17 protein-coding genes are annotated in these 21,254 nt (G+C 54.3%); 8 read left to right on the top strand and 9 right to left on the bottom strand.

Features of this window, described 5'->3' with window-relative positions; all coding sequences use genetic code 11:
• Positions 1 to 75 precede the first annotated feature (75 nt).
• A complete protein-coding gene (locus ACNQ0W_RS08550) occupies positions 76 to 1,008 on the top strand; it encodes a LysR family transcriptional regulator (RefSeq protein WP_062932672.1) in 933 nt (310 codons plus the stop codon).
• Between the two features lie 3 nt (positions 1,009 to 1,011).
• Here the strand turns inward: ACNQ0W_RS08550 and ACNQ0W_RS08545 are convergent, their stop codons facing one another.
• On the bottom strand, positions 1,012 to 2,040 hold the full coding sequence (locus tag ACNQ0W_RS08545; protein ID WP_417933185.1) for a methionine synthase: 1,029 nt from the start codon (positions 2,038 to 2,040) through the stop codon (positions 1,012 to 1,014).
• A gap of 25 nt (positions 2,041 to 2,065) precedes the next feature.
• The gene (locus tag ACNQ0W_RS08540; protein WP_062932722.1) at positions 2,066 to 3,040 is read right to left on the bottom strand and encodes a DUF1852 domain-containing protein; all 975 of its coding nucleotides are present in this window, start codon (positions 3,038 to 3,040) and stop codon (positions 2,066 to 2,068) included.
• Between the two features lie 168 nt (positions 3,041 to 3,208).
• On the opposite strand from ACNQ0W_RS08540, the gene ACNQ0W_RS08535 reads away from it, so the two are divergent.
• Positions 3,209 to 3,748, top strand: coding sequence for a DUF2058 domain-containing protein (locus tag ACNQ0W_RS08535; protein ID WP_017384500.1), 540 nt, complete (start codon positions 3,209 to 3,211; stop codon positions 3,746 to 3,748).
• A 7-nt stretch (positions 3,749 to 3,755) separates the two neighbouring features.
• On the opposite strand, the gene ACNQ0W_RS08530 is transcribed toward ACNQ0W_RS08535, so the two are convergent.
• Both ACNQ0W_RS08530 and azoR read right to left on the bottom strand, forming a co-directional pair.
• The gene (locus ACNQ0W_RS08530; protein WP_062932673.1) at positions 3,756 to 4,442 is read right to left on the bottom strand and encodes an RluA family pseudouridine synthase; all 687 of its coding nucleotides are present in this window, start codon (positions 4,440 to 4,442) and stop codon (positions 3,756 to 3,758) included.
• Between the two features lie 90 nt (positions 4,443 to 4,532).
• On the bottom strand, positions 4,533 to 5,138 hold the full coding sequence (gene azoR / locus ACNQ0W_RS08525) for an FMN-dependent NADH-azoreductase (RefSeq protein WP_045622270.1): 606 nt from the start codon (positions 5,136 to 5,138) through the stop codon (positions 4,533 to 4,535).
• A gap of 203 nt (positions 5,139 to 5,341) precedes the next feature.
• Between azoR and hrpA the strand changes: the two genes are divergently transcribed.
• From hrpA to ACNQ0W_RS08510, 3 genes are read left to right on the top strand one after another with little or no spacing between them, the layout of a single operon-like run.
• Positions 5,342 to 9,241, top strand: coding sequence for an ATP-dependent RNA helicase HrpA (hrpA, locus tag ACNQ0W_RS08520; protein ID WP_062932674.1), 3,900 nt, complete (start codon positions 5,342 to 5,344; stop codon positions 9,239 to 9,241).
• A 31-nt stretch (positions 9,242 to 9,272) separates the two neighbouring features.
• Positions 9,273 to 10,676, top strand: a complete 1,404-nt coding sequence (locus ACNQ0W_RS08515) for an AAA family ATPase (RefSeq protein ID WP_062939352.1) — start codon at positions 9,273 to 9,275, stop codon at positions 10,674 to 10,676.
• A 1-nt stretch (position 10,677) separates the two neighbouring features.
• A complete protein-coding gene (locus tag ACNQ0W_RS08510; RefSeq protein WP_180261511.1) occupies positions 10,678 to 11,643 on the top strand; it encodes a hypothetical protein in 966 nt (321 codons plus the stop codon).
• A 32-nt stretch (positions 11,644 to 11,675) separates the two neighbouring features.
• On the opposite strand, the gene ACNQ0W_RS08505 is transcribed toward ACNQ0W_RS08510, so the two are convergent.
• From ACNQ0W_RS08505 to ACNQ0W_RS08495, 3 genes are read right to left on the bottom strand one after another with little or no spacing between them, the layout of a single operon-like run.
• Positions 11,676 to 13,070 (bottom strand): efflux transporter outer membrane subunit, encoded by a 1,395-nt coding sequence (locus ACNQ0W_RS08505; protein ID WP_062932677.1) that lies wholly within the window; start codon positions 13,068 to 13,070, stop codon positions 11,676 to 11,678.
• Positions 13,067 to 14,149 carry an HlyD family secretion protein gene (locus ACNQ0W_RS08500; protein ID WP_017693458.1) on the bottom strand — a complete coding sequence of 361 codons (1,083 nt, stop codon included), beginning with the start codon at positions 14,147 to 14,149 and terminating at the stop codon, positions 13,067 to 13,069. Before ACNQ0W_RS08500 ends, ACNQ0W_RS08505 begins: the two co-directional genes overlap by 4 nt.
• Positions 14,150 to 14,171: 22 nt before the next feature.
• Complete coding sequence (locus ACNQ0W_RS08495; RefSeq protein ID WP_062932678.1) at positions 14,172 to 15,824, bottom strand: MFS transporter; 1,653 nt, start codon at positions 15,822 to 15,824, stop codon at positions 14,172 to 14,174.
• A 215-nt stretch (positions 15,825 to 16,039) separates the two neighbouring features.
• On the opposite strand from ACNQ0W_RS08495, the gene ACNQ0W_RS08490 reads away from it, so the two are divergent.
• The 3 genes from ACNQ0W_RS08490 (at position 16,040) to cybB (ending at position 19,090) form a co-directional block, all read left to right on the top strand.
• The gene (locus ACNQ0W_RS08490) at positions 16,040 to 16,834 is read left to right on the top strand and encodes a YdcF family protein (RefSeq protein WP_062932679.1); all 795 of its coding nucleotides are present in this window, start codon (positions 16,040 to 16,042) and stop codon (positions 16,832 to 16,834) included.
• A 198-nt stretch (positions 16,835 to 17,032) separates the two neighbouring features.
• A complete protein-coding gene (gene aldA / locus ACNQ0W_RS08485) occupies positions 17,033 to 18,472 on the top strand; it encodes an aldehyde dehydrogenase (protein WP_062932680.1) in 1,440 nt (479 codons plus the stop codon).
• 87 nt (positions 18,473 to 18,559) lie between these two features.
• On the top strand, positions 18,560 to 19,090 hold the full coding sequence (gene cybB / locus ACNQ0W_RS08480) for a cytochrome b561 (RefSeq protein WP_015570570.1): 531 nt from the start codon (positions 18,560 to 18,562) through the stop codon (positions 19,088 to 19,090).
• A 43-nt stretch (positions 19,091 to 19,133) separates the two neighbouring features.
• Here the strand turns inward: cybB and ACNQ0W_RS08475 are convergent, their stop codons facing one another.
• A complete protein-coding gene (locus ACNQ0W_RS08475) occupies positions 19,134 to 20,201 on the bottom strand; it encodes an oxidoreductase (RefSeq protein WP_062932681.1) in 1,068 nt (355 codons plus the stop codon).
• 13 nt (positions 20,202 to 20,214) lie between these two features.
• Complete coding sequence (locus ACNQ0W_RS08470) at positions 20,215 to 20,958, bottom strand: DeoR/GlpR family DNA-binding transcription regulator (RefSeq protein WP_062932682.1); 744 nt, start codon at positions 20,956 to 20,958, stop codon at positions 20,215 to 20,217.
• Positions 20,959 to 21,254 lie beyond the last annotated feature (296 nt).

Here is a 21,254-nt window from a genome sequence, read left to right as displayed (position 1 = left end):
GCGGAGAAGATTACGTCTGAACATCATTGAGAAAAATGCCATAATGCAGGAAACACCTTTGCAGGAAATGCATTAATGATGGATGCCGGACATATCAGCATTCGCGCGCTGCTGATCTTTATCGACGTTTATGAAACGCAGAATTTTTCCGTGGTGGCGAGGCGGGAAGGGATTTCTGCGTCGCAGGTTTCCCGCGTGATCCACCAGCTTGAGGACGCCCTCGGGCAACAGCTTTTCTACCGCAACACGCGGGCGATTATGCCCACAGAGAGCGGGCATCTTTTTGTGCGCTATGCCCGGGCGATGGCCGGGAATATGGAGGACGCGCGACGCGAGCTGGATGAACGCGCCCGCGAGCCGTCGGGCACGCTGCGTATCAATGGCCCGGTCTTTTTCGGACAGAGGCACATCGCGCCGGGCCTGCCGGGGCTTCTGGCGCGTTACCCTCGTCTCTCCATTGAACTGACCCTCACCGACGACTTTATCGACCCGCACCGTGACGCCGCAGACGTTATCTTCCGCATCGGCGCGCTGACGGACTCCTCGTTTCACGCCCGGGTGTTCGGGCAGCAGTACTACCATCTGGCGGCCTCGCCGGACTATCTGCAAAAACATGGCGCACCCGAGGGGCCGGACGATCTCAGCCGTCACCACTGTCTGGTTTACCGCGGTTCGTCCGGGCCTAACCGCTGGCTGATCCGGCAACCGGGCGAGGCGTGGGTTCACTATCCCATCGTACCGCTGATGACTTCCAATAACGCGGAAACGCTCCTGATTGCGGCGCTGGGCGGCCTGGGCGTTGTGCTTTTCCCGGACTGGATGGTGAGCGAACGGCTCAAAAGCGGTGAGCTGGTGGCGCTGCTGCCGGCAATGGAGTGTTCAATTAATACGGAGCCACTGACGATTGCGGCGATTTACCCGAACGCGCGTCATCCGCCCCTGAACGTCAGGGCGGTGATTGATTACTATATTGAGCGATTCGGTACGCCACTGTACTGGCAAACCTGAAGGTTAGCGGGCAAGCTCGCGACGGATAATGTCAGCCCCGGCGCTCAACGCCTTCAGCTTACCGTTGGCGACCTGGCGGGAAAGGGGAGCCATACCGCAGTTGATGGACGGATAGAGCTTGTCTGCATCAACAAACTGCAACGCCTTGCGCAGCGTATCGGCGACCTCTTCCGGCGTTTCGATGGTCTGGGTTGCCACGTCAATTGCCCCGACCATCACTTTTTTACCGCGGATAAGCTCCAGCAGATCCATCGGCACGCGCGAGTTGTGGCACTCCAGCGAGATGATATCGATCTTCGAGGTCTGCAACTTTGGAAATGCCTCTTCATACTGGCGCCACTCGGAGCCGAGCGTCTTTTTCCAGTCCGTATTGGCTTTGATGCCGTACCCGTAACAGATATGAACCGCGGTTTCGCATTTCAGCCCTTCAATGGCGCGCTCCAGCGCGGCGATACCCCAGTCATTCACCTCGTCGAAAAAGACGTTAAAGGCAGGTTCGTCGAACTGAATAATGTCCACGCCAGCCGCTTCCAGCTCGCGGGCCTCCTGATTGAGAATTTTAGCGAACTCCCAGGCCAGCTTTTCACGGCTTTTATAGTGGGCATCGTATAGCGTGTCGATCATGGTCATCGGGCCGGGCAGCGCCCATTTGATCGGCTTATCTGTCAGTTGGCGCAGGTATTTCGCGTCGTCAACAAACACCGGCTTCTGGCGCGCCACCGCGTCTACCACGGTCGGCACGCTCGCATCGTAGCGGTTACGGATGCGCACCGTCTGACGGTTCTCAAAATCCACGCCGCTGAGATGTTCAATAAAGGTGGTGACAAAATGCTGGCGGGTTTGTTCCCCGTCGCTGACGATATCAATCCCGGCGCGAATCTGTTCATCCAGAGACAAACGCAGCGCATCCTGTTTCCCTGCCAGTAATTCTTCGTCCTGGAGTTTCCACGGCGACCAGAGCGTTTCCGGCTGCGCAAGCCAGGTGGGTTTCGGCAGGCTGCCAGCCGTCGATGTCGGGAGCAATGTTTTCATAAAAGAACCTTTTATCCGTATTAAATTAAAGCGTGAAGTGTTGAGACCACTGCTCAAGAAGGGTTTTATAGGGTTTGATAAACCGCTCTTCGGTATATTTACCCTGTTCAATGGCCAGCCGGCTGCGCTCTTCACGGTCATAGACGATTTTGGTTAATGAGTGATCCTGCTGATTCAGGTCGGGCTGATAGCACTGTCCCGCAGCGGAATTGGCATTGTAAATTTCAGGTCGATAGATCTTCTGGAACGTCTCCATGGTGCTGATGGTGCCGATCAGTTCCAGATTGGTGTAATCACGCAGTAAATCGCCGGTGAAGAAGAAGGCAAAAGGCGCGACGCTGTTTTCCGGCATGAAATAGCGAACCTTCAGGCCCATCTTCGCGAAGTACTGTTCCGTTAGTGACTCGCCGTCCGGCTGGTACTCATAGCCCAGCACCGGGTGGTGGTTACCGGTACGACGATAGGTGTCTTTGCTGGAGACGCTCAGGCAGATCACCGGCGCTTTTTTGAAGTTCGCCTGATATTCCGCAGAATGAACGAAGCTTTTAAAGATATTGCCGTGCAGCTCGCCAAAATTCTCGGGGAGGGTAAAACGGGCCCGGTCTTTATTATGCTCCAGCAGCAGGACGCTGAAATCATAGTCACGAACATACGATGAGAAGTTATTTCCGACGATGCCTTCGATGCGCTCGTGGGTTTTTTTATCCACGATCGTCGTTTGCAGAATTTCGATGGCCGGGAAAGTAAAATCGCCGCCGATATTCATATCGACTGAAATAATCTCCAGCTCGACGGCATAGCGGTCAGCTTTCGGGTTATCCCAGCTCGCCAGCGCGTTAAAGCGGTTGTTGATCATCACCAGCGTATTGCGCAGGTTCTCCTGACGCTTCTCGCCACGCGCCAGGTTGGCGAAGTTGGTGGTGGTACGCGTGTTTTCTGACGGGTTATAATTTTCATCAAAGCAACTGCGCTTAAGGGTAAATGTGAAAGCCTGACTCATTTGGTTATGCATCCTAAGTTCATGTTGCCGGAACGTTATCAATGCATAATTTATGCCTGAGCCCCTGGCACAGGGGAAGTGACTTAATTTCACTGCGTCATGAGGGTTCTTCATGAACTGCGCGATTCAGGTATAATCCCCCGACATTTCCAACCGGTTTAAACGAACATGACAAAACTCACCCTGCAAGAGCAGATGCTGAAAGCGGGCTTAGTCAGCAGTAAAAAGATGGCGAAGGTCCAGCGCACGGCGAAAAAATCCCGCGTCCAGGCTCGCGAGGCGAGAGAGGCTGTTGAAGAGAACAAGAAAGCCCAGCTGGAGCGTGATAAGCAGCTGAGCGAACAGCAAAAACAGGCGGTGCTGGCAAAAGAGTTCAGGGCGCAAGTGAAGCAGCTGATTGAGATGAACCGCATCACCGTGGCGAAGGGCAACATTACCTTTAACTTTACCGACGGCAACCTGATCAAAAAAATCGAGGTCGATAAGCAGACGCAAACCCAGCTGATCAACGGCCGTCTGGCGATTGCCCGACTGGTGATTAACGCGAATGGTGACTGTGATTACGCGATTATCCCGGCGGTAGTGGCGGATAAAATTGCCCAGCGCGATGCGGACAGCATTGTGCTAAACAGCGCCCTGAGTCAGGAAGAGCAGGACGAAGACGATCCGTACGCAGACTTCAAAATCCCTGACGATTTAATGTGGTAATCCCCGCTCAGAACGGCGCGGCGTGACGGGCGTTTATCGTCTCGCCGCTCAGCGGATGAATAAAATTCAGAGCGCTGGCATGCAGCATCAGCCGGGGCGTTTCTTCCGCCCCCGGCCATTCCAGACCACCATACAGATCGCACCCCAGAATAGGGTGGCCTAACTGCTGGCAGTGAATGCGCAGCTGGTGGGTGCGCCCGGTCTCCGGGGTAAGCTCAACCCGCGTCAGCGGCATTGTCGTATCCTGGTAAATACGTTCCACCACCCGATAGCGGGAGCGAGCGGGCTTACCGGTGCGGGCACAGATCGTCATCAGCGGAAACAGCGCCGGATCTTTGGCAATCGGCGCATCCACGGTCCCTTCGTCCTGTTCCACATGTCCGCACAGCAGGGCGGTGTAAACCTTGTTCACGGCGCGCTGGCTGAACTGGTGGCAAAGCGCGGCGTTGATCGCTTTGTTACGCGCAATGACCATCAGACCCGAAGTGCCAAAATCAAGACGATGCACCAGCGTGCAGCCGGGAAAGGTTTGAACCAGACGGTGGTGGACGGAATCGCGGTTTTGCGGATTTTTCCCCGACAGGCTGAGCAGACCGGAAGGTTTATTGATCAGCAGCAGATGCTCGTCCTGCCAGAGGATCTCAATGTCGTCGTGACAGGGTGGTGCAATAAACGTATCGATAATGACAGACATCAGGCCGCCGGGCTGGAGAGTGGGTGCGGATGATAACGAAATACGGGGGAAAAGAAAAACCCTCCCACCGGGCGGTGAGAGGGGGAAAACTTAGGCAGCGACCAGGCTGTCGATAGCGGCTTTCGCGTCGGTCTGCGCTTTGGTGGCCACTTCCGGGCCGTAAGCGATACCTTCAGCGAACACAAAGTTCACGTCGGTAATGCCGATGAAGCCCAGGAACAGCGTCATGTACGGTGCGACCAGGTCGGTAGGGGTATCTTTGTGAATACCGCCGCGGCTGGTCAGGACGATAGCGCGTTTACCTTTCACCAGACCTTCCGGGCCGTTCTCGGTGTAACGGAAGGTTACACCAGCGCGCGCCACCAGGTCGAAGTAGTTCTTCAGCTGGGTAGGAATGTTGAAGTTGTACATTGGGGCGTTGATCACGATAACGTCGTGCGCCTGCAACTCAGCAATCAGCTCGTCGGAGAGCGCCAGGGCTTCCTGCTGACGTGGGGTAAGAGGCGCATCGCTCGGACGCAGCGCGCCAACCAGCTCGCCGTCCAGAACAGGAATTGGGTTTGCCGCCAGGTCACGCACGGTGATTTCATCCGCGCTGTGCTGTTCACGCCACTGTTCAACGAAATAGTCAGACAGCTGACCAGACTGTGAATACCCTGCCAGAATACTGGATTTCAACACTAATACTTTGCTCATGGGAAATTCCTGTTTTGTATTTGATTGAGGGGGTTGCCCCGTTGCTTGTTGACACTTTATTCACAATCCTGCCACAGGGATAGCGCAATATATCGAAGCCTATGTTCGAATTTTTTGAATAAGGCGCGAAAAGCGCTGATGTGGTACTCTATAGCAATCATTAAAAAGAGATTTTATCCGGCAGTGCACTGCCCGTTAACGCTATGACAGAACACCAAAAATTGACCTTCCCGATGCTGATGCAAAAGCTTGATTCGCTGATGCTGCGCGATAAACAGCGGTTTGCGCGCCGTCTGCACGGCGTGAAGAAGGTTAAAAATCCTGATGCACAACAGGCCATTTACCAGGAGATGGCCAACGAGATTGAACAGGCGGCAGGGAAAGTTGTGCTGCGTGAAGCCGCACGTCCGGAGATTACCTATCCGGAAAATCTGCCCGTCAGCCAGAAGAAACAGGACATTCTTGAGGCCGTACGCGACCATCAGGTGGTGATCGTCGCGGGGGAAACCGGTTCAGGTAAAACCACCCAGCTGCCGAAAATCTGCATGGAGCTGGGCCGCGGGGTGAAAGGGCTGATCGGTCACACCCAGCCGCGTCGTCTGGCGGCGCGCACCGTGGCGAACCGTATTGCGGAAGAGCTGCAAACGGAGCCGGGCGGCTGCATCGGCTACAAGGTGCGATTCAGCGATCACGTCAGCGATAACACCATGGTTAAGCTGATGACCGACGGTATCCTGCTGGCGGAAATCCAGCAGGATCGTCTGCTGATGCAGTACGACACCATCATCATTGATGAAGCGCACGAGCGCAGCATGAACATCGATTTCCTGCTCGGCTACCTGAAAGAGCTGCTGCCCCGGCGTCCGGATCTGAAAATCATCATCACCTCCGCGACCATCGACCCCGAGCGCTTCTCAAAACATTTCAACAATGCGCCGATCATTGAAGTCTCAGGCCGCACCTACCCGGTTGAAGTGCGCTATCGCCCGATTGTGGAAGAGGCGGACGATACCGAGCGCGACCAGCTTCAGGCCATCTTTGATGCCGTCGACGAGCTGGGCAACGAGAGTTCTGGCGACATTCTGATCTTCATGAGCGGCGAGCGCGAGATCCGTGATACCGCCGATGCGCTCAGCAAACGCGATCTGCGCCATACTGAGATCCTGCCGCTGTACGCGCGCCTGTCGAACAGCGAGCAGAACCGCGTGTTCCAGCCCCATAGCGGACGCCGCATCGTGCTGGCGACTAACGTGGCCGAAACCTCGCTGACCGTACCGGGTATTAAATACGTGATCGACCCGGGTACGGCGCGCATCAGCCGCTACAGCTACCGAACCAAAGTTCAGCGCCTGCCGATTGAGCCGATTTCGCAGGCGTCGGCTAATCAGCGTAAGGGTCGCTGCGGCCGCGTGTCGGAAGGGATCTGTATTCGTCTCTATTCGGAAGACGATTTCCTGTCGCGCCCGGAGTTTACCGATCCGGAGATCCTGCGGACCAACCTGGCATCCGTTATCCTGCAAATGACCGCGCTGGGGCTGGGCGATATCGCCGCCTTCCCGTTTGTGGAAGCGCCGGATAAGCGCAATATTCAGGACGGGGTGCGGCTGCTGGAAGAGCTGGGGGCCATCACCACCGACGAACAGGCGACGGCCTACAAGCTAACGCCATTGGGTCGCCAGCTTAGCCAGTTGCCGGTCGACCCGCGTCTGGCGCGCATGGTGCTGGAGGCGCAAAAACACGGCTGCGTGCGCGAGGCGATGATCATTACCTCGGCGCTCTCCATTCAGGATCCGCGCGAGCGTCCAATGGACAAGCAGCAGGCGTCGGATGAAAAACACCGTCGCTTCCACGATAAAGAGTCCGATTTCCTCGCCTTTGTGAACCTGTGGAACTACCTTGGCGAGCAGCAAAAAGCGCTCTCGTCGAACCAGTTCCGCCGTCAGTGCCGGGTGGATTTCCTCAACTACCTGCGCGTACGCGAGTGGCAGGATATCTACACCCAGCTGCGCCAGGTGGTGAAAGAGCTGGGCATCCCGGTAAACAGTGAACCGGCGGAGTACCGCGAAATTCATATCGCCCTGTTGACCGGCCTGCTGTCTCATATCGGGATGAAGGATGCGGATAAGCAGGAATATACCGGCGCACGCAACGCGCGTTTCTCCATCTTCCCGGGCTCCGGTTTGTTTAAGAAGCCGCCGAAGTGGACCATGGTCGCCGAGCTGGTGGAAACCAGCCGTCTGTGGGGGCGTATTGCCGCGCGTATCGATCCGGAGTGGGTTGAGCCGGTGGCGCAGCACCTGCTGAAACGCTCATACAGCGAGCCGCACTGGGAGCGCGGGCAGGGCGCGGTGATGGCGACGGAAAAAGTCACCGTCTATGGCCTGCCGGTGGTCGGTGCGCGGAAGGTTAACTACAGCCAGATCGATCCGGCGTTGAGTCGCGAGCTGTTTATCCGCCACGCGCTGGTGGAAGGCGACTGGCAGACGCGTCATGCCTTCTTCCGCGAAAACCTGAAGCTGCGCGCCGAGGTGGAAGAGCTTGAGCACAAGTCTCGCCGTCGCGACATTCTGGTGGACGACGAGACGCTGTTTGAGTTTTACGATCAGCGCATCAGTCACGATGTGATCTCGGCGCGCCATTTCGACAGCTGGTGGAAGAAAGCCAGCAAAGAGACCCCGGACCTGCTCAACTTTGAAAAGAGCATGCTGATCAAAGAGGGCGCGGAGTCGGTCAGCAAGCTCGATTACCCGAACTTCTGGCATCAGGGCAACCTCAAGCTGCGTCTGACCTATCAGTTTGAGCCGGGCGCGGATGCCGATGGTGTGACGGTACACATTCCGCTGCCGCTGTTAAACCAGGTGGAAGAGAGCGGGTTTGAGTGGCAAATTCCCGGCCTGCGCCGTGAGCTGGTCATAGCATTAATCAAATCCCTGCCTAAACCGGTGCGGCGTAACTTTGTGCCGGCGCCGAACTACGCCGAAGCGTTTTTAGGCCGCGTCACGCCGCTGGAGCTGCCGCTGCTGGACGCGCTGGAGCGTGAGTTCCGCCGCATGACCGGGACCACCATCGACCGCGACGACTGGAACTGGGATCAGGTGCCCGATCACCTGAAAATCACATTCCGCGTGGTGGACGATAAAAACAAAAAGCTGCTCGAAGGCCGTTCTCTGACGGAGCTGAAAGAGGCGCTGAAAGGTAAAGTCCAGGAGACGCTCTCTGCGGTGGCCGATGACGGCATTGAGCAGAGCGGGCTGCACATCTGGAGCTTTGGTCAGCTTCCGGAAAGCTACGAGCAGAAGCGCGGGAACTATAAGGTGAAAGCCTGGCCCGCGCTGGTGGATGAGCGCGACAGCGTGGCGATTAAGCTCTTTGACAATCAGCAGGAGCAACAGCAGATGATGTGGCGCGGGCTGCGTCGACTGCTTCTGCTTAACATCCCGTCGCCGATTAAGTATCTGCACGAGAAGCTGCCGAACAAAGCCAAGCTGGGGCTCTACTTTAACCCGTACGGTAAGGTGCTGGATCTGATCGACGACTGCATCTCCTGCGGTGTGGATAAGCTGATCCACGAGGCGGGCGGTCCGGTCTGGACGGAAGAGGGCTTTGCTCAGCTTCATGAAAAGGTGCGCGCGGAGCTGAACGACACCGTGGTGGAGATTGCCAGACAGGTTGAGCAGATCCTTACCGCCGTGTTCAATATCAACAAGCGCCTGAAGGGGCGGGTGGATATGACCATGGCCCTGGGGCTGTCGGACGTCAAGGCGCAGATGGCGGGGCTGGTGTATCGCGGCTTTGTCACCGGCAACGGCTTTAAGCGTCTGGGCGATACGCTGCGTTATTTGCAGGCGATTGAGAAGCGTCTGGAGAAAATGGCGGTCGATCCGCATCGCGATCGTGCGCAGATGCTGAAAGTCGAAAACGTGCAGCAGGCGTGGCAGCAGTGGCTCAACAAACTGCCGCCGGCGCGTCGCGATGACGACGACGTGCGGGAGATCCGCTGGATGATCGAGGAGCTGCGCGTCAGCTTCTTCGCTCAGCAGCTGGGAACGCCGTATCCCATTTCGGATAAGCGTATCTTGCAGGCGATGGAGCAGATTCAATAATGATTTTTTTATATGTATTAGGAGAGAAGTTATGCTTTCAAAATTAAAACTGGAGAATTTTAAATCCTTTTGTTCCATGCAAGAGATAGAATTCGCACCTATAACACTGATTTTTGGGCAAAATTCTTCTGGGAAAAGCTCCATAATACAAGCTATTCTTGGTTTAAAACAATCATTAGCTAATGCCTCAGGAACTGCTAATTTTGTTTCTTGCGGTAAAAATGTTGATTTAGGCGGTTTTTTAGCTGTAGTTAATGGCCATGACTCATCAAAGAAAATGAGACTTTCATTTTCATTTTCCATTGGTTTAACTGCTGAACAATATAAGGATGAATTTTCCGAAAAGCCCATATTTGCAAGTTCTGACATTAGAACTATGGATCTAGTTTTCCAAAGTATTAATGTTTCTGAAAAAGTAGATAATGTCTTGAGTGAGTGCAGATATACAGTTGCGACTCCAAATTCAAAACAATCAAAATTATATATAAACTTAGCTAAGGGTGCTAGTGGTTATACAAAATCATCTGACTGGAGTTATTATGCTGACGATAAGACAATAAACTCATTCTATGGGTATTTTGAACGTAAGAACAGTAGGATTTATGCTGAAGCAACAGATGATATAAACAAATGGATCTATGAATCGCTATCAAGTGGTGTATATAAGGTAAGAAAAGATCTGTCACTTCCTTTATTGCTTGCAAGCGAGTTCATGACAAATATTCCAAATGAAACATTGCAGTCTATTAGTGAAGAAATAAAATATGAGTTTTCAAAAGTAAAATATCTGGGCCCACTGAGAACGCATCCTAAACGTTTTTATTCTACAGCAAAGGATTCTATCTCAGAAACTAAAGGTGAAACAAATCTTGGCGGTGAGATTTATGAATCTGGCCCTGAGACAGTGGAAAAACTAAATGATTGGTTATGTAATTTTGAAATACCTTATATAATAAATGTTTCAAATTTGGGTGATTATACTACAGGACACGTTGTATCGCTTACGTTGCAAGATACCAGAACAAACACAATAGTTACACCTGTGGATGTTGGTTTTGGAATTGGTCAAGTGATGCCTATTATTACTGAGGCAGTAGTTTCAAAAAATACAACAATATGTGTTGAACAACCAGAAATACATTTGCATCCAAAACTTCAGGCACATCTTGCCGATCTTTTTATTGATTCTGTAAATGCGAAGAAAAATAACAACCAGTGGATCATTGAAACTCATAGTGAGGCTTTGATGCTTCGGATTCAAAAAAGAATAAGGCAAGAAAGAATAAATAAAAGTCTAGTGAAAGTGTATTATGTTATATCTGATACTGAAGGTTCTAAAATTATTGATTTACCATTGGATGATGAGGGGGACTTTACTGAGCTCTGGCCTGAGGGTTTTTTTGAAGAGCGTCTAAATGATTTGTTTGGAGGTTGAAATGATTGTTGACTTTCATTTCGATGAGGATTTTTTAGGTTGTGATGATCTTACATCAAATGGCTCAAATTTAGTAAATACAGTATTATTGAAATTTTGGTTCGAAAGAGGATGCTTAGTATATCCATCAGCATATTTAGAAAATTATAAAGAATGGATAGAATTTGTCCCAGTAAAATATAGGGAGCGCTGGCTAGCAGCTTTAAGTACGAACCTTACTAACAACATGATAACTGGATACCAAAGGATAAATGATTATCCATCTTTGATAGGCTTGAAAACACAGTATGAACAATTTGGTGTTGATTTGGTTTTAGTTCCTCAATGCTTTAATAATCTAGGTATTAATGATGACTGCCCCAATATTTCCAATGGGTTTGATTTATGCAAGATCGATAGTTTTTTAGAATCGCCTTCAGTAACTAATAGTTTTACTTTATCCCAGCAGGGGATCTTCCCAGGTGATGATATAGATTTAATTTGGAAACGCCAATTTAGCAAGCTTGCCAAGCACTCGAAAGTTATTACTATAATAGATCGTTACTTCGGGGTAAATATTTGCGAGGATATTAACAAAAGGAAAACCACTCTTGAAAAGATAGTTTCGTTACTAAATGATGAAAATAAAAAATATAGCATTACGATATTTACTGTTGGAGATGTTATCGATTCAGTTATGCATACTGAACTTGTAAATTATATGAGGCGTTTTGTCGAAAAGCCTAACGTAAAAAAGATCCTAGCAACAATAAAAATTTGTTCTTGTCCAGATACTGTATTCAGAGACCATGCGCATGAACGTTTCATTAGTTTTGATAATTTTGTAGTAACCATAGACAAGGGTACGGAAATATTTAGAGATTTCCCATTGGTTGCAACGAATATAAGCATAAATCGAAAGGTTCCAGATTCAAATTTTAGCCATGCATTGAAACATCTTCAGGCAAAGAGACTTTGGAGTTATTGATTTTTAATAAAATAAATTCATTAATGATTTTATTAAATAATTGTGTGGGGGGGGGAATTCCATCCTCCGCCCAGCGCTTTATACAAATCAATCTGCGCCAGCAGCAGGTTGTTTTTCACCTGTACCACGCTGGTCTGCACCGAGAACAGCGTGCGCTGCGCATCGAGCACATCCAGGTAAGAAGAGTACCCATTGCGGTAGCGGTTTTGCGCAATCCGCAGCGTCTCCTGCGCGACCGTCTGCTGTGCCAGCAGCTCGGTAAGCTGTTCCTGATAGCGGGTGATGGCATCAAGGCTGTCATTCACCTCAGCAAACGCGTTACGCACGGTTTTTTCGTAGCTATACAGCGCCTGATTCCGCTGGGACTGGGAGATATCTACCTGAGCATTCAGCGCCTGACGGTTCAGCAGCGGCGCAAGAATACTGCCGCCCACGCTCCAGAGCTGGAGGGGGTTATCCAGCAATCCCGACAGCGTGCGATCCTGCACCGATCCCGTGGCCGTGAGGTTGATCGACGGCAGCAGGCTGGCGCGCGATGCCGCCAGCGTCGCGTCCGCCGCAATCAGCTGACGTTCAGCCTGGACGATATCCGGGCGCCGGTTCAGTAGCGTCGACGGCAGCTGGGAGGGCAGTTTCAGCGGCGTCAGGGCATCAAAGCTTTCACCGCGCGCAACGTCACCCGGGTTGCTGCCCAGCAGCAGGCTAAGCGCATTTTCCTGCTGCGCAATCTGGTGCTGAAGCAGTGGAACCTGGGCGCGGGTGGCGCGCAGCTCAGAATCCGATTGCATCAGCTCAAGGCGAGAGCTGTATCCCGTCTCAAACTGTCGTTTGGCGAGGTTGAACGCCTCTTCACGCGACTTCAACGTGGACCGGGTAACGCGGAGCTGTTCGTCCAGCGACAGCAGGGTGACGTACCCGGAGGCCACCGAGGATGCGACGGTAAGATCAGCCGCCGCGGCCGCCGCCTTTTGTGCCTCCAGCGACGCTTCAGCGGCACGGGAGGTGCTGCGGTTGACGCCCCAGATATCCACGTCGTAGCTGGCGGTCAGGCTGCCTTTGTACAACGTACTGTATACCGGAAGCCCCGTGACGGCGGACTGCGAACGCGCGCGCGTCCCGGTCACGCCCGCGTCAAGCGACGGGAACAGGCTGCCGTCGGCGGCGTACACCCGGGCCTGGTACTCGTTAATCCGCTCGCGGGCAATCAGCACGTCGCTGTTATTCTTCAGCGCCTGATCCACATAGCGATTCAGATTGCTGTCGTGAAAATTTCGCCACCAGAGCTGCTCTGTCGGGCTGGCTGGCCCCGACGTCGCGCGCCACTGGGCCGGTATGTGCAGGGACGATTTGGCGGGCTCAACGTCTACCGACTGGCATCCCGCCAGGAAAGCCATTATCAGCAGGCCAGCTATCGGGCGAAGCGTCATTGTTTCGCCTCCCGCGTGTCGATGGTCACCTGCACCGACATGCCAGGACGCAGCAACCGGTACGCCTCCGGCTCACCGAGTACCTCAATGCGTACCGGGATGCGCTGGGCGATTTTAACAAAGTTGCCCGTGGCGTTATCCGGGGTGATAGCGCTGAACTCGACCCCTGTGGCCGGGGATATGCTCTCCACGCGCCCCTGATAGGCTTTATCGTTTAAGGCATCGACGGTGAATTTCACCGGCTGTCCGACGCGTAAATTCGCCAGCTGCGTCTCTTTGATGTTGGCGATCACCCAGTGCTGCGGCGGGACCAGCGTGGTAAGGTGCGTCCCGGCGGTGACGTACGCCCCCAGACGCACCGCAATCTGCCCGAGCTGACCGTCACGCGGCGCGACAATGCGGGTGTTTTGCAGATCGATCTGCGCCAGCTCCAGCGCGGCTTTCGCATTCTCAACGTCCGCTTCCAGCGAACCGCGATTGACGATGACCGTTTGTAAATCCTGACGCGACATCTCAAGCGTTGCTTTCGCCTGGTCGATATCAGCGCTCCCCTGGGCGGCACTGGCCAGCGCCGAATCGCGCTCGCGAATGGAGAGGGAGCCGTCCGCGGTCAGCTCTTTCACGCGTTTCAAATCCGCCTGGGTTTTCAGACTTTGGGCACGGGCGTTTTTCAGCGCCGCCTCGTTTTTGGCAATCACCGCTTCCGCGCTTTTGCGCTGTTGCAGGTTGTTATTCAGGGCTGCAATTTTCATTGCCAGCTGCGCCTCTGCCTGATGGACGCGCTGGCGATAGATGCGGTCATCTATCTGCAACAGCAGCTCGCCTTTTTTAACCTGCGCGAAATCCTGAACATGGACCTCGGTAATGTAGCCGTTTACCTGCGGACTGATGAACGTGGTCTGGCCGCGCACGTAGGCGTTATCGGTAAACTGGGCATGACGCGTAAACGGGGGCAGCTGCCAGGCATAAAGGATCACCAGTACCCCGACAATGCCGATAGCCGCGGCGGTGAAAATGGAAACGACGCGCACATTTTTGCGGGTGTTGGCCTGCTCTTTGGCGGCATCCTGCTGACTCATAACTTCTCCTGATAAATAGTCATTACTTGTTGCCAGTGGCGTTCTTAAGGGCCATACGGGCGGTGATGCGCAGGCGTAGCAAGCGCCATAAAATCCAGACCAGCGTGGCAGTGGCAATGCTCGCCGTCAGGAGATAAGTATCGTTGTAAGCCAGAATGTTTGCCTCAAGCGCCGTCACCGTCTGGAGCTGGGTAATGGCCTGAGTTCCCAGCAGGGAACTGTCGCCAATCAGGCTTTTGTACATCTGGGTGTAAAGCTGTATGCGTTCGTTCACCAGCGGGTTAAGGGTGGTGAGCTGGTCAGCCAGCAGGCTGGAATGGTACTTCTCGCGCCAGGTCTGGAAGGTGCCGAGGATGGCGGACCCCAGCAGGCCCCCAAGGTTCTGACTCATGCCAAACATCACGGAAAAGCTGACCAGATTGCGCGGATCGGCGATCACCCCGCCAATGGCGGCCAGCATCGCAGGCGCAAGGAAGAACGCGCTGCCGAAGCCCAGCAGGAACTGGCTGAATATAAGCTGATCCGGCCGGGTCAGGTTGTTGGACTGGCTGTCCAGCAGCGAGGCAACGATCATCAGCGCCAGCGAGGTGATAATCGGCCAGGCCAGTTTAGTGGGCTTAATCGTCAGACAGCTGGTGACGATACCGCAGACGATCCCGGCGAAAATAGCCCACGCCAGATGGGTCATCTGTTCATTCTGTAGGCCCACATATTGCAGCCAGCCGATGACGCCCGTGTTCTGCTCCGCCAGTACGATGCGGATCAGCAGCATAATCAGCCCCAGGCGTACGATGCTGCCGCTGGAGAGCCAACGGGTATTGAGTAGCGGGTTGCTGCGGTTATGTTCAAACACGATCGCGGAGACAATCAGCACCAGCGAGAGAGCCAGCGCCCAGCCGATCCACGGCGCTTCAAACCACCAGTCCAGACGCCCTAACGACAGAACCGCGCACAGCAGCGCCATGCCGGGCGCAAGCAAAAAGAAGGTGATGAAATCTTTCTTCTCGAAGACTTTACGCCGATCGCCCGGCGGCAGCTTGAGCACCATCACGCAGGCCAGGGAGATCAGGGCCAGACCCAGCTCGAAGAAGTACAGCCCGCGCCACTCGTCAAGCTGTAACAGCTCGGTGGAGAACAGCCGCGCCAGCGGGATCGCCAGCGACGACCCGGTTATGCCGATGGTCAGCGCCTTCAGCCGGTGCTTCGCGGGCCAGGCCTGTATCTGGTAATAAATGCCGAGCGAACTCAGCGCGGCGGCGACCATCCCGTGTGCCGCCCGTACCATCAGCGCCGAGCTGAGATCGTTCACAAACAGGTGGAAAAAGGTGACCAGCACATACAGCACCAGGAAGCCTTCCGTAAAGGCGCGCAAACCGTACTGCTGGCGAAACTTTACCAGCAGCAGGTTGATGGAGACGTTGGTCATGACATAGACGGCAGGCAACCAGGCGATTTCAGTCGACCAGGCGCCAAAGGTGCCTTGCAGATTTTGCAGATTGGCGGTGACGACCGCGTTACCCAGCGCCCCGGTCAGACACACCAGCAGGCCGACCACGCCATAGGCGATCCGTTTCGACGTCGGATGTTCCGGGGTGGAAGGGGAACCCAGCAGGGCGGGTTTCTCGTGTGGCTGCCACTCGCGAGGAGCATAAGGGTCGCGTTGGGGCAGGCGCATAGCGTGGTTTATCTTTCTAAAAGTTGAATTGTGAGCGGGCTAATGATTCTAAGGCTGACGCAAATCATAATTCAAGTGAATACGATTTTCTCATGTTAATCAAATGTGAGTGCTTTTTGAGAACGTTCCGGCCCTCTTTTTTCAGCATTCATGCCATAGCATGACGCGCAGAAAGGGGGATAATCGAAGGCTCTGTATGTTGTAAGGAGGTAACGATGACAATGGCACTTTTCCCCTGTCTGCCTGGCATAACCCTCGACGCCGTGAATACCGTTGGGGCGTGGCTTGCTCAGGACGACTATCAGGACAACCAGCCCGTTGATCTGGTGATTCTGGCGGGTAACGCGGTGATCCCCGCGATTGATGCTGCCTGTAAAATCGCGGCTGAACAGGGTGTTCCTCTGATCATCAGCGGCGGGATCGGTCACTCGACGACCTTCCTCTACGCCGCGATTGCGAAACACCCCCGCTATAACAGGATACCCACCACCGGGCGTGCTGAGGCGGCTATTCTGGCCGACATCGCCCGTGAATTCTGGAACATTCCGGCCGAGCATCTTCACGTTGAGGATCAGTCGACCAACTGTGGCGAAAACGCCCGCTTCAGCCGGGCGTTGATGAAACAAGCCGGACTGAACGCCGCCCGGGTGCTGGTGGTGCAGGACCCGACGATGCAGCGTCGCACAATGGCTACGTTCGCCCGCGTATGCCGTGACGAGGCCGCATCGCCCGCATGGGTGAGTCATCCCGGCCTGACGCCCGTGCTGCAAAACAGCGAGGACGGTCTGGTGTTCAGCGGCCCGGTCGAGGGGTTATGGCCGGTAGAGCGCTACTTGTCGCTGGTGCTGGGTGAATTTCCGCGACTCAGGGACGACATCAACGGCTACGGTCCGGCGGGACGTGATTTCATTGCCCATGTCGATATCCCTGCAGAAGTGGACGCCGCGTGGCAGATCTTGCGAAACGACGTCATTCTCACCGACGCGCTGGTGAGCCGTTCCCTGCTGTAATACTCTGCCCGTTTGCGCCATCTTTTACGCAAACGGGCATCCTATGTTGCCGATTTGTGATTTTGGAAACGGGCTGACCCGTTTCTTTTATGAGATATCTCACAAAAACAGACCCATAGAGTAGGCAATTGCCCCGGTAATTATAGTTTTTAACATTAAGTTTACTTGTTAAAAACAGTGTGATTACAGGAGCAGGTTATGACAGTACCCGTACAACATCCTATGTATATTGATGGACAGTTTGTTGCCTGGCAGGGTGATGCATGGATTGACGTGATCAATCCGGCCACGGAAGAGGTCATTTCCCGTATTCCCGACGGCAGCGCCGAGGACGCCCGCAAGGCCATTGACGCGGCAGAGCGCGCGCAGGCTGGCTGGGAGGCGCTGCCTGCCATTGAACGCGCCAGCTGGCTACGCAAAATTTCCGCCGGGATCCGCGAGCGCGTCAGTGAAATCAGCGCGCTGATTGTGGCCGAAGGCGGCAAGATCCAGCAGCTGGCGGAAGTGGAAGTGAACTTTACCGCTGACTATATCGACTATATGGCCGAGTGGGCGCGCCGCTATGAAGGGGAAATCATTCAGAGCGACCGTCCGGGTGAAAATATTCTGGTGTTTAAGCGCGCCCTTGGCGTCACCACCGGCATTCTGCCGTGGAACTTTCCCTTCTTCCTGATTGCCCGTAAGCTCGCACCCGCGCTGATCACCGGCAACACCATCGTTATCAAACCGAGCGAATTTACCCCAAACAACGCTATTGCGTTTGCCAAAATCGTCGATGAGATTGGCCTGCCGAAAGGCGTCTTTAACCTGGTGCTGGGACGGGGTGAAACCGTCGGACAGGAGCTGGCCGGGAACCCGAAAGTGGCGATGGTCAGCATGACCGGCAGCGTCGGGGCGGGTGAAAAGATCATGGCTGCGGCGGCGAAAAACATCACCAAAGTGGGGCTGGAGCTGGGCGGTAAAGCCCCGGCCATCGTGATGGACGATGCCGACCTCGAGCTGGCCGTGAAGGCCATTGTGGATTCACGCGTCATCAATACCGGACAGGTGTGTAACTGCGCGGAACGTGTCTATGTCCAGAAGGGGATCTACGACCGCTTTGTGAATCGTCTGGGCGAGGCAATGAAAGCCGTCCAGTTTGGCAATCCGGCTGAGCGAACGGACATTGCCATGGGGCCGCTGATCAACGCCGCCGCGCTGGAGCGCGTGGAGCAGAAGGTGGCGCGCGCGGTGCAGGAGGGGGCTAAAGTGGTCCTTGGCGGTAAAGCGGCAGAAGGCAAAGGGTATTTTTATCCCCCAACGCTGCTGCTGGACGTGCGTCAGGATATGGCCATCATGCACGAAGAGACCTTTGGCCCGGTGCTGCCGGTGGTGGCTTTCGACACCCTGGAAGAGGCGCTGAACATGGCCAACGACAGCGACTATGGTTTAACCTCGTCTGTTTATACGCAGGACCTGAACGTCGCCATGAAAGCCATTAAGGGGCTTAAGTTCGGCGAGACCTACATTAACCGTGAAAACTTTGAAGCGATGCAGGGCTTCCATGCGGGCTGGCGTAAATCCGGTATCGGCGGGGCGGATGGTAAACACGGTCTGAATGAGTATTTGCAGACGCAGGTGGTCTATTTGCAGTCGTAATCAGGAGCCCCCTCCATGCGAGGGGGTTCACATTTTCAGGAAAGGTGGTTATGTTGGCGCGATAATGGTTATTTATCGGGAAACAACATGCGCACAAAATATACGGGGCTGCAAATTAGCATCCACTGGCTGGTTTTTCTGTTAGTCATTATGGCCTATTGCGCCATGGAGTTCAGAGGGTGGTTCCCGCGAACCGATCGTCCGCTTATTAATATGATCCACGTTTCCTGCGGGATCAGCATCCTGGTGCTGATGGTGGCGCGCCTGCTTATCCGCCTTAAATTCCCGGCTCCGCCCATTCAACCGAAACCAAAAGCGATGATCACCGGGCTGTCCCATCTCGGGCATCTGGTAATCTACCTGCTGTTCATTGCGCTGCCGCTGATCGGCATGGTGATGATGTATAACCGGGGAAATGACTGGTTTGCGTTTGGCCTGACGATGCCGCATGCGGCGGAGGGGAATTTTGACCTGGTGGATACGCTAAAGGAGTGGCACGTGACGCTGGCGAATCTGGGGTATTTCGTGATTGGTTTGCACGCCTTTGCCGCGCTGATGCATCACTACTTCTGGAAGGACAACACGCTGCTGCGCATGATGCCGAAAAAGCGTCAGTAACCGATAATGCCCTGCGAACCCGCAGGGCATTTTTTTTTGCGGCTTATTGCAGTTGCGTGCGCTCCGGCGCCGTTAAGTCCAGTTCCTGAGTTGTACCCGTTTCCGACGATTTTACCGCCGCTTCCAGCACCGCCATCACCGCAAGCGCCTCCACCGGAGGGACCGGGTTGTCAATCTTGCCGTTCAGGGCATCGCGCACGTTGATATAGTACTGCCGCTGGTCGCCTTTTGGCGCAGGGATAGCGCTGGCTTCACCCTGGGCATTAAACAGCACCATAGCGTCGCTGTCTTCACCCCAGCTTTCGCTACCCGGAATGACGCCTGCCAGCAGCTGGGCTTCCTGCTGATCGATGCGCGCTTTCACCACGCTGGCCTTATCGCCGTGGACGGTAAAGCGGGCAACGCCACCCGCCACCAGCATGCTGCAATGGAGGACCACTTTGTGTTCCGGATAGTTCAGCACCACGTGCGCCCAGTCGTTAATCTCCGCGCCGTCACGCAGGGTGGCGATGTTGCCCTGTACCGACTGCGGCAGACCAAAAAGCTGTAGCGTCTGGTCAATCATGTGCGGGCCTAAGTCGAACCACAGGCCGCTGCCGGGCACGTTTTGCTCTCTCCAGCGCACACGAACCTCCGGGCGGAAACGATCGATATGCGATTCAAAATGTTTCACCTTGCCGATACGGCCTTGCTCAATCACCTGCTTAATGCCGAGAAAATCGCTATCCCAGCGGCGGTTATGGAAGACGGAGAGCAGGCGCTGTTTTTCTTGCGCCAGCGCAATCAGATCTCGCGCTTCCTGCATATCCAGCGTAAACGGCTTATCCACTACCACATGCTTGCCGGCATTGAGCGCCAGGGTGGCCAGCGGCGCATGGGTCGCGTTAGGGGAGGCGATAACCACCAGGTCGATATCCGGGTGCTGAATGGCCTCTTCCGGCGTGGCGACAACGAGGACGTCCGGCAGGTCGCGTTTCACTTTCTCTTCATCCCGGGATGAGACCACCGCCAGCTTCAGGCTGTCGACGGACTGGATCAGCGGGGCATGGAACGTCTTACCGACAAACCCATACCCGATCAGCGCAATATTCATTGTCTTCACTTTATTCATGACCTTCTCCACGTTAATGCGCGCAAACGGTAACCTGCAAGGCGCTATGGTCCCCGAGCTCTGCCCAGGGACGATCTAAAAACAGTTGATGAATCTCGGATAACCCAGACACCAGATACGGTTCGCACTGGTTGAGTTTCAGATGGTCGGCGACTACCCAGTGCGCCTGGCTTGCGGTGAGCATGGCACGCTTTACCTCGGCATCCGCCTCCTGACTGGCGCTCAATCCGAGTTCGGCATGGATCGCGCATGCGCCAAGGATGGCAATATCCGCCCGGTAGCGAGAGAGCAGGGAAAGGGTGGCGCTTCCGGCAAACAGGCGCTGTTTCTGATCCCACTTTCCACCGAGCAGGATCAGGTCGATACCTTCCCGATCGCTCACCTGTTGGGCGATATCAAGAGAAGGGGTGATGATGGTCAGCGGCCCCTGAAGGAAAGCGGCAACGGCCAGCAGTGTGCTTCCGGCGTCCAGAAAAAGCGTCGAGCCCGCAGGCACGCATTGCGCAACCTGTTTACCCAGCCGCTGCTTGATTTCAGGCAGCAAGGTATTCCTGCTTACTCGGGTCATCGTCGAGAGATTAAGCGCGATGGCGCCGCCATGGTTTTTTTGCGCCAGCCCCTGTTTTTCCAGGTCGGTCAGATCGCGTCGGATGGTGTCCGCCGAAACCTGCAATCGCTCTGCCAGCTCGGTGATGCTGGCCTGGCCTTGTTCAGTAATGATATCAAGTACATATTTCTGTCTGGCGGTTTTATGCATTGGCGCAGTATCCTGCAAGATGTCGCAATACCTCGCAGTTTACAGCATTTTGCAGGAAAGGGAATCGGGACAGGTGCGGGATGTTATCCAAAAACAGTTTGATCGTGTGATTATTGATATTGCATTAATCAGTCATCAAAAACATGTATGTATCTTTTTGGGATGTTGTTATGGCTATGTTTTACTTAAAAATTTGGCTTAAGCTGCCAGATTAATGGATCTAATTAGAATGTTTAACTAATTTGTAATTATAAATTAGTGCATATCTCTATCGGTTTTTGTTTTTAAAGTAAAAT

Source organism: Enterobacter cloacae complex sp. 6730903, assembly GCF_048283985.1.
Taxonomy (GTDB): Bacteria; Pseudomonadota; Gammaproteobacteria; order Enterobacterales; family Enterobacteriaceae; genus Enterobacter; species Enterobacter hormaechei_C.
This window is presented reverse-complemented; position numbering and strand designations above follow the sequence as displayed.

Excerpts from the sequence above, each read along its gene's own strand:
- ACNQ0W_RS08475 (WP_062932681.1), bottom strand. The coding sequence starts at position 20,201 with ATGAATAAAGTGAAGACAATGAATATTGCGCTGATCGGGTATGGGTTT.
- ACNQ0W_RS08470 (WP_062932682.1), bottom strand. The coding sequence starts at position 20,958 with ATGCATAAAACCGCCAGACAGAAATATGTACTTGATATCATTACTGAA.
- cybB (WP_015570570.1), top strand. The coding sequence starts at position 18,560 with ATGCGCACAAAATATACGGGGCTGCAAATTAGCATCCACTGGCTGGTT.
- ACNQ0W_RS08530 (WP_062932673.1), bottom strand. The coding sequence starts at position 4,442 with ATGTCTGTCATTATCGATACGTTTATTGCACCACCCTGTCACGACGAC.
- ACNQ0W_RS08500 (WP_017693458.1), bottom strand. The coding sequence starts at position 14,149 with ATGAGTCAGCAGGATGCCGCCAAAGAGCAGGCCAACACCCGCAAAAAT.
- ACNQ0W_RS08505 (WP_062932677.1), bottom strand. The coding sequence starts at position 13,070 with ATGACGCTTCGCCCGATAGCTGGCCTGCTGATAATGGCTTTCCTGGCG.
- ACNQ0W_RS08490 (WP_062932679.1), top strand. The coding sequence starts at position 16,040 with ATGACAATGGCACTTTTCCCCTGTCTGCCTGGCATAACCCTCGACGCC.
- ACNQ0W_RS08545 (WP_417933185.1), bottom strand. The coding sequence starts at position 2,040 with ATGAAAACATTGCTCCCGACATCGACGGCTGGCAGCCTGCCGAAACCC.
- ACNQ0W_RS08550 (WP_062932672.1), top strand. The coding sequence starts at position 76 with ATGATGGATGCCGGACATATCAGCATTCGCGCGCTGCTGATCTTTATC.
- ACNQ0W_RS08495 (WP_062932678.1), bottom strand. The coding sequence starts at position 15,824 with ATGCGCCTGCCCCAACGCGACCCTTATGCTCCTCGCGAGTGGCAGCCA.
- azoR (WP_045622270.1), bottom strand. The coding sequence starts at position 5,138 with ATGAGCAAAGTATTAGTGTTGAAATCCAGTATTCTGGCAGGGTATTCA.
- ACNQ0W_RS08535 (WP_017384500.1), top strand. The coding sequence starts at position 3,209 with ATGACAAAACTCACCCTGCAAGAGCAGATGCTGAAAGCGGGCTTAGTC.
- ACNQ0W_RS08515 (WP_062939352.1), top strand. The coding sequence starts at position 9,273 with ATGCTTTCAAAATTAAAACTGGAGAATTTTAAATCCTTTTGTTCCATG.
- ACNQ0W_RS08540 (WP_062932722.1), bottom strand. The coding sequence starts at position 3,040 with ATGAGTCAGGCTTTCACATTTACCCTTAAGCGCAGTTGCTTTGATGAA.
- hrpA (WP_062932674.1), top strand. The coding sequence starts at position 5,342 with ATGACAGAACACCAAAAATTGACCTTCCCGATGCTGATGCAAAAGCTT.
- ACNQ0W_RS08510 (WP_180261511.1), top strand. The coding sequence starts at position 10,678 with ATGATTGTTGACTTTCATTTCGATGAGGATTTTTTAGGTTGTGATGAT.
- aldA (WP_062932680.1), top strand. The coding sequence starts at position 17,033 with ATGACAGTACCCGTACAACATCCTATGTATATTGATGGACAGTTTGTT.